This window comes from Aquabacterium sp. (assembly GCF_041909175.1).
Taxonomy (GTDB): Bacteria; Pseudomonadota; Gammaproteobacteria; order Burkholderiales; family Burkholderiaceae_C; genus Aquabacterium.
Genome location: NZ_JAYRDZ010000004.1, coordinates 125,724 through 133,589 on the forward strand (window position 1 = coordinate 125,724; position 7,866 = coordinate 133,589).

Consider the following 7,866-nt stretch of genomic DNA (forward strand, 5'->3'; position numbering starts at 1 on the left):
AAGCCACCCCTAGGGGTGGCTTTTTTTATCCTGCAACAGGCCTGACTGATCAGAACGCGTCCAGAGCCATGGCCGTCACCGACTCACCACCCGTCAGGATGGACAGACGCTGAGAAGCCACGCGCGGCAGGATGTGGTCGCCATAGAAGCGCACGGTAGCGATCTTGGCTGCCATGAAATCGGCATCTTCACCTGCTGCCAGCTTGTCTTCGGCAACGATCAGGGCACGCCCCATTTGCCAGCCGCATACCAGATTGGCCGCCAGCATCAGGTAGGGCACCGAACCGGCAAACACGGCGTTCGGGTTGCTCTTGACGTTGGCCAGCACGAAGTCAACCACTTCCAGGAAAGCCTCGCGACCAGCCTTCAGCTGAGCTGCGTAGGTCTTGCAAGCTGCACTGCTGCGTGCAGCCAGTTGGGCTTCCAGGTCAGCAATCTGGCTCGCCACGGCCTTGGCCACGGCGCCACCGTCACGAGCGGTCTTGCGACCAACCAGGTCGTTTGCCTGGATGGCAGTCGTACCTTCGTAGATCGGCAGAATGCGCGAATCACGGTAGTACTGAGCAGCACCGGTTTCCTCGATGAAGCCCATCCCGCCATGCACCTGCACGCCCAGCGAGGTCACTTCTACCGAATTCTCGGTGCTGTAACCCTTGATCAGCGGCACCAGGAACTCATAGAAGGCCTGGGCCTTCTTGGCCACCTCGGCGTCTGGGTGGTGGTGGGCTGTGTCATAGGCAGCCGCACCGACCAGAGCCATCGCGCGCTCACCTTCGATCAGCGAACGCATGGTCATCAGCATGCGCTTCACATCCGGGTGGTGGATGATGGCGACAGACTCCTTGGCGGAACCATCCACCGGACGCGACTGGATACGGTCCTTGGCGTAGGCCACAGCGTGCTGGTAGGCGCGCTCGGACACGGCAATGCCTTGCATACCGACGTCATAGCGGGCGGCGTTCATCATGATGAACATGTATTCCAGGCCACGGTTTTCTTCACCCACCAGGTAGCCGATGGCACCAGGGCCCACTTCGCCCTTGTCATCGCCATAAACCAGCACGGCGGTCGGAGATGCCTTGATGCCCAGCTTTTCTTCGATGGAAGCGCAGAACACATCGTTGCGCTTGCCCAGCGAACCGTCTTCGTTGACCATGAACTTGGGCACCACGAACAGCGAGATGCCCTTCACGCCTTCGGGCGCATCCGGGGTACGAGCCAGCACCAGGTGGACCAGGTTGTCCGCCATGTCGTGCTCACCCCAGGTGATGAAGATCTTCTGACCGGAGATGCGGTAGGTGCCATCGGCCTGCTTGACGGCCTTCGAGCGCACCAGCGCCAGATCGGAACCGGCTTGCGGTTCGGTCAGGTTCATCGTGCCCGTCCACTCACCCGAGATCATCTTCGGGATGTAGCGCTGCTTCAGCTCTTCGCTGGCAGCCGTCAACAGGGCTTCGGTCGCACCCGTGGTCAGGATCGAGCACAGCGAGAAAGCCAGGTTGGCCGACATCGTCATTTCGATACAGGCCGCACCGATCAGCTTGGGCAGGCCTTGACCACCGTACTCAACCGGCTGCTGCAGACCTTGCCACCCGGCTTCGGTCAGCGCCTTGTAGGCTTCCTTGAAGCCCGGAGAGGCACGCACCACACCGTTGTCCCACGATCCGTGGTCCTGGTCACCACTCCAGTTCAGAGGTGCAACAACCTCTTCGTTGAACTTGGCGGCTTCCTCCAGCACGGCCTGAGCGGTTTCATAACCGGCTTCTTCGAAGCCAGGAATCTGAGCCACTTGATCGATGCCGGCCAGTTCCTTCATGCAGAACAGCTGATCTTTGACGGGGGCGCGATATGACATGTGTTGTTCTCCGGTAAACGACAAAAGGGGCGCCCCGTAAGACGCCCCTGGTGGTGTTCTCAGTCAGACATGACGTCTGCCATGGAACCCCAGATTACAGTGCATTGACCAGTTCGGGCACGGCCACGAACAGGTCGGCTTCCAGACCGAAATCGGCCACTTGGAAGATCGGGGCTTCCGGATCCTTGTTGATGGCCACGATGACCTTCGAATCCTTCATGCCGGCCAAGTGCTGGATGGCGCCAGAGATGCCGCAAGCGACATACAGCTGCGGTGCCACGATCTTGCCGGTCTGACCCACTTGCCAGTCGTTGGGGGCGTAGCCTGCGTCGACGGCAGCGCGCGAAGCACCCAGCGCAGCACCCAGCTTGTCAGCCAGCGGCGGCAGCACTTCGTTGAACTTCTCGGCAGAACCCAGCGCACGGCCACCCGACACCACGATCTTCGCGGAGGTCAGCTCGGGGCGCTCGGACTTGGTCACTTCGCGACCCACGAACGAGGACTTGCCCGAATCAGCCACGGCAGCCACGGTTTCCACCGCTGCCGAACCACCGGTGGTGGCAGCAGCGTCAAATGCGGTACCACGCACGGTGATCACCTTCACGGCATCGGCCGATTGCACGGTGGCAATGGCGTTGCCGGCATAGATGGGACGCTCGAAGGTATCGGCCGACACCACCTTGGTGATTTCGGAGATCTGAGCAGCATCGAGCTTGGCAGCCACGCGGGGGGCCACGTTCTTGCCCGAAGCGGTGGCAGGGAACACGATGTGGCTGTATGCACCAGCCACGGCCAGCACCTGGGCGGCCAGGTTTTCTGCCAGGCCATCGGCCAGGTAAGCCGCATCAGCGTGCAGCACCTTGGACACACCAGCGATCTGGGCAGCAGCGGCCGCAGCCGCACCGGCGTTCGAGCCAGCCACCAGAACGACCACGTCGCCCAGAGCCTTGGCTGCCGTCACGGCGTTGAGGGTGGCACCCTTGATGCTGTTGTTGTCGTGTTCAGCAATAACGAGAGCGGTCATGCGTTGTCTCCTCAGATCACTTTGGCAACGTTCTTCAGCTTGTCGACCAGGGTGGCCACGTCGGGCACCTTGATACCAGCCGAACGCTTGGCAGGTTCTGCCACGCTCAGGGTCTTGATACGGGGGGCCACGTCCACACCCAGATCCGCCGGCTTGACGGTTTCCAGGGGCTTCTTCTTGGCCTTCATGATGTTGGGCAGCGTCACGTAGCGCGGCTCGTTCAGACGCAGGTCGGTCGTCACCACAGCCGGCAGGCTCAGCGACACGGTTTCCAGACCACCGTCGACTTCACGGGTCACAGCCACCTTGCCATCAGCCACTTCCACCTTCGAGGCAAAGGTGCCTTGCGGCAGATCGGTCAGCGCAGCCAGCATCTGGCCGGTCTGGTTGCTGTCATCGTCAATGGCTTGCTTGCCCAGGATGATCAGATCAGGCTTTTCCTTGTCCACCAGCGCCTTGAGCACCTTGGCCACGGCCAGAGGTTGCACTTCCACGTCGGTTTCAACCAGGATGCCACGGTCTGCACCAATGGCCATCGCCGTACGCAGGGTTTCCTGACATTGAGCCACGCCGATCGACACAGCGATGATCTCCGTCACCACACCCTTTTCCTTCAGGCGGGTGGCTTCTTCGACGGCAATTTCGTCGAAGGGGTTCATGCTCATTTTGACGTTGGCGATGTCGACACCCGAGCCGTCAGACTTCACGCGAACCTTCACGTTGTAGTCGACAACCCGCTTGACCGGAACCAGAACCTTCATGCGTTGTTCTCCTGCGTCATGAGGAAGAGTTGATTGAAATAAGCCGCGCCCAAAAAAGCACGATCGTTCGATTCTAGCGCGACTTCTACGCAAACGGTGAGCGTTTCCCTCTATCCGGGGGAAAATATTTGCTTTGCAGCCTGCTTGAACAGGCTGACACAACAAGATCACAACATGATGTCAACCAGCCAAGCCCCATCCCAGTCGTTCAACGGTGACGGACTGACCGTCGGCATGTTCGATTCCGGGTTGGGGGGCCTGTCTGTGCTGTCGGCCATACGCGCTCATTTGCCGCTGTCGGACATTGTGTACGTGGCTGACTCCGGATTCGCACCCTATGGTGAAAAATCCGATTCATTCATCGAAGACCGTTCCCGCTTCATCACGTCGTTTTTGCTGACCCGTCAGGCCGATGTGGTGGTCGTTGCCTGCAATACGGCCACGGCGGCAGCGGTTCACCACCTGCGTCAAAAATGGGCCCATGTGCCCATCATTGGCGTCGAGCCAGGTGTCAAACCAGCTGTGGCGCACTCACGCAACCGCAGGGTTGGCGTGCTGGCCACACCATCCACCCTGCGCAGCAAGAAATTCCAGGCGCTCATAGACAACCATGCACAGGATGCATATGTTGTACTGCAAGCCTGTGCCGGGCTGGCCAAGGAGATTGAGCTCGGTGAACTGGACTCCCCTCGCCTGCGCGATCTGGTGGAAACCTTTTCAGCGCCCTTGCGCGCGGCCGAAGTCGACACGGCTGTACTGGGCTGCACCCACTACCCCTTCGTCCAGAACCTGTTCAAGCAGGCACTGGGTAACGCCGTCGAGATCATCGACACAGCGGACGCTGTAGCACGTCACACCACGCGCATCGGGGAACGACTGGTGACCATGCGCCTGCCTGAGCAGCAGAAAACAACGCGGGGCCTGACTGAACTCTGGTCCAGTGCAGACCCCGCGCACCTGGCCAAAGTAGCCCGGTCATGGCTGGGACTTGACTGTCCGGCTCACCCCCTGCCTGAGGCCTGAGGCAAGCCGGATCAGCCGGCTTCAACGTCAGATCAACGGTGTCACGTTGTTCTGCTGCTCCAGCAGGTCCTTGCTGACATCAACCACCACAGTAGTGTTGGTGTCAGTAGACGCTGCTGCCACAGTGGCCGTTGACGTCGAACTGTCGGCACTGGTGCCAGACAGCGTGGCCAACGCCGCCGATGCCGTCGAAGTGGCCTTGCCATCAGACAGAACGTCAGTCAGTGTCACAGTCGTGTCTGACGCAGATGCGGACGACGATGCCTCCTTCTGGAACCAGACATCAGCGATGGCCTTCGTCTGTCCATCACTGGTGGTGTAACTCGACACCAAGCCAAGCAGGTTGCCATGGTCTACCGTTGTGCCTGTCTGGGCGTGCAGATTGATCGAAACAATCCCCAACTCCGACAGTGACTTCAGTTCACCTGCTTCAGTCACCCCATCCTGGTTCGCGTCTACCCAGACCTGAAGCTGCTTGAAGGCCGTATCGCTTGCAGAGATCAAGCCATCGTGGTTGCTGTCCAGGTCCGCCAAGGCTGCAAAGCCGTTGCCTGCACGCTGGCCACTGGAAGTCTGTGTTGCGCCACCGAACAGTTCTGAGCCAGAGGTGATCAGACCATCGCCATTTCGGTCCATCACCAGCAGACCGTCAGAAGACGACACCCAACCAACGGTCGAGGATGTACCAGTTGCATTCAAGTCAAACTGAACCCCTGCGATCGTCGACACGGTGCTCACCCCATCGCCGTTCAGATCCAGCACGATTGGCGTAGCCGCAACCATGGCATCCAACTGCGTGCCGGTCATGACCGCAATATCGCTCGTTTCGAACGAGGAAATCTGGGTCATGGACATGGCCTTGATATCTGCCGTCTCCAGTGCAAGGATTTGATCGGTCGTGAATGCAACGATCTGATCCGTGGTCAGTGCCGCTGCCTGTGCTGTGGTCAATGCAGCGATGTCATCCGTCGAGAGCGATGCGAACTGGTCTGTCGACAAGGCCGCGATTTGAGACGTCGTGAGTGCAGCAAACTGCGAGGTGCTCAAGGCGTGCAGATCCTCGGTCTGCATCGCATGAACCTGATCGGTTGTAAACGATGCAATCTGGGCAGTGGTCAACTCCCCAACCTGATCTGTCGACAGCGCAGCAACGGCATCGGTAGTCAACCCACGCAGAGCGGCTGTTGCCAAAGCGTGGATGTCATCCGTCTCGATGGCGGCAATCTGATTGGTTGACAACGCACCCAATTGAGAGCTGGTCAATGCGGCAATCTGAGCGGAACTCAATGCCTCGATATCACCTGTCTCAATCGCCGCAATCTGAGTTGTAGTGAAGGCAGCCAATTGGGCAGTAGTGACAGCCGCAAACTGATCTGTAGTCAGTGCAACGACCTCATCTGTGGTCAAGGCTGCCACCTGGCTATTACTCAAGGCCTTGATCTGTGCCGCATCCAGTACCGTCAGATCACCAGTCTCAATCGCTGCGATCTGTGTCGTTGTCAGTGCAGCCACTTGTGCCGTGGTGAGCACATCGAATTGATCAGAGGACAGGGCCGCGATCTGATCGGTGGTCAGCACCTTGATCTGCGCGACAGTCAAAGCCTTCGCCTCATCCGTTGTCAAGGCGTTGACCGCATCGGTCTCCAAAGCCACAACTTGTGCGGTCTTGAGCGCCACGATCTGGCTGGTCGTCAGCGATGCCACCTGATCAGTGGTCAAAGCCTGAATGCCACTGGTTGTCAGTCCTTGAACTGCAGCGGTGGTCAGTGAACCGATGTCGCCAGTCTCGATCGCGGCGACCTGATTGGTCGTCAAGGCCGCCACCTGGGCACTGCTCAGCGCCTTGATCTGCAGCGTGCCAAAGGCCGCGAGATCACCAGTTTCAATGGCGGAGATCTGAGACGTGCTCATGGTCACGATTTGCGCAGACGTCAAGGCACCGACCTGGTCAGTAGTCAGCGCCGCGACCGCATCCGTGGTCAGACCTCGAATGGCAGTTGTAGTCAGGGCATCGATGTCGTCGGTCTCAATGGCAGCGACCTGATTGGTGGTCAGTGCAGCAACCTGAGCGCTGGTCAAAGATGCGATCTGGCTGCTGCCGAATGCAGCAATATCGCCCGTCTCGATCGCAGCGACCTGACTGGTCGTCAAGGCTGCCACCTGCGCCGAAGTCAGGACACCAACTTGATCGGTGGTCAATGCGACAACCTGATCAGTTGTCAGCACCTTCACTTGAGCGCTGCCCAGAGCCTTGATCTCCGAGGTGGTCATTGCAGCAAGGTCGCCGGTCTCAATGGCCACGATCTGACTGGTCTTCAACGCGGCAATCTGGCTGGTCGTGAGCGCTGCGATCTGGTCGGTTGTCAATGCTTGCACACCACTCGTGGTCAAGCCAACCAGTGCAGCCGTGGTCAGTGCTGCCAGGTCGTCGGTTTCGATAGCTGCCACTTGATCAGTCGTCAAGGCAGCAACCTGCGCACTGCCAAGTGTCTTGATCTGTGTGGTTGAGAATGCGGCCAGATCACCTGTTTCAATGGCACTGATCTGCGAGGTTGTGATTGCCGCAACCTGTGCCGTGCTAAGCACACCGACCTGATCGGTGGTCAACGCTGCCACTTCAGACGTATTCAGCGCCTTGATCTGAGCACTACCCAATGCTTTGACTTGATCTGTGGTCAATGCAGCCACGCCCGCATCACCCAACGCCAGCACCTGGGTCGTTGTCAGCGCTGCTACCTGACCTGTTGTCAAGGCCTGAACCTGATCGGTCGAGAAGTTGAAGATGCCCGTCGTGTACAGACTGCGGATAGCCGTGGTGGTAATAGCCGCCAGATCATCCGTAGCCAATGCAACGACCTGGTTCATATCCAATGCACCGACCTGCGCACTGCTCAATGCGTGGGCCTGCAGCGTTGTCAACGCGACAATGTCATTTGTCTCGAATGCAGCAATTTGACTGGTCTTCAAGGCAGCTACTTGAGCCGTGGTCAACGCAGCGACCTGATCCGTACTCAAGGCCTGGATATCGCTGGTGTTGAGCCCTTGTATGGCAGCCGTCGTCAGCGACCCAATGTCGCCGGTTTCGATCGCCGCAACCTGGTTGGTCGTCAGCGCAGCCACCTGAGCGCTGCTCAGTGCCTTGATCTGCGTGGTGTCAAAGCCGGCAATGTCTCCGGTTTCCACGGCCGCAATCTGCGTCGTCG

At 59.1% G+C, this 7,866-nt stretch carries 5 protein-coding genes; 1 reads left to right on the forward strand and 4 read right to left on the reverse strand.

Annotated features, from left to right (window positions below; genetic code table 11):
- Window positions 1–49 precede the first annotated feature (49 nt).
- The 3 genes from ACE3PH_RS07535 to ACE3PH_RS07545 all read right to left on the reverse strand — a co-directional run bounded on the left by ACE3PH_RS07535 (window position 50) and on the right by ACE3PH_RS07545 (window position 3,640).
- Window positions 50–1,855 carry an acyl-CoA dehydrogenase gene (locus ACE3PH_RS07535; protein ID WP_374317491.1) on the reverse strand — a complete coding sequence of 602 codons (1,806 nt, stop codon included), beginning with the start codon at window positions 1,853–1,855 and terminating at the stop codon, window positions 50–52.
- Window positions 1,856–1,949: 94 nt separating this feature from the next.
- The gene (locus ACE3PH_RS07540) at window positions 1,950–2,879 is read right to left on the reverse strand and encodes an electron transfer flavoprotein subunit alpha/FixB family protein (RefSeq protein WP_374317493.1); all 930 of its coding nucleotides are present in this window, start codon (window positions 2,877–2,879) and stop codon (window positions 1,950–1,952) included.
- An 11-nt stretch (window positions 2,880–2,890) separates the two neighbouring features.
- Window positions 2,891–3,640, reverse strand: a complete 750-nt coding sequence (locus ACE3PH_RS07545; RefSeq protein WP_374317495.1) for an electron transfer flavoprotein subunit beta/FixA family protein — start codon at window positions 3,638–3,640, stop codon at window positions 2,891–2,893.
- Window positions 3,641–3,814: 174 nt separating this feature from the next.
- Here ACE3PH_RS07545 and murI point away from each other — a divergent pair, with 174 nt between their 5' ends.
- Window positions 3,815–4,663 (forward strand): glutamate racemase, encoded by an 849-nt coding sequence (murI, locus tag ACE3PH_RS07550; RefSeq protein WP_374317497.1) that lies wholly within the window; start codon window positions 3,815–3,817, stop codon window positions 4,661–4,663.
- A gap of 27 nt (window positions 4,664–4,690) precedes the next feature.
- Here murI and ACE3PH_RS07555 read toward each other — a convergent pair.
- The coding region (locus tag ACE3PH_RS07555; protein ID WP_374317499.1) for a beta strand repeat-containing protein at window positions 4,691–7,866 on the reverse strand (3,176 nt) is incomplete at its 5' end.

Bases quoted from the DNA above. Each gene is read 5' to 3' on its own strand.
- ACE3PH_RS07540 (WP_374317493.1), bottom strand. From the start codon at position 2,879: ATGACCGCTCTCGTTATTGCTGAACACGACAACAACAGCATCAAGGGT.
- murI (WP_374317497.1), top strand. From the start codon at position 3,815: ATGATGTCAACCAGCCAAGCCCCATCCCAGTCGTTCAACGGTGACGGA.
- ACE3PH_RS07545 (WP_374317495.1), bottom strand. From the start codon at position 3,640: ATGAAGGTTCTGGTTCCGGTCAAGCGGGTTGTCGACTACAACGTGAAG.
- ACE3PH_RS07535 (WP_374317491.1), bottom strand. From the start codon at position 1,855: ATGTCATATCGCGCCCCCGTCAAAGATCAGCTGTTCTGCATGAAGGAA.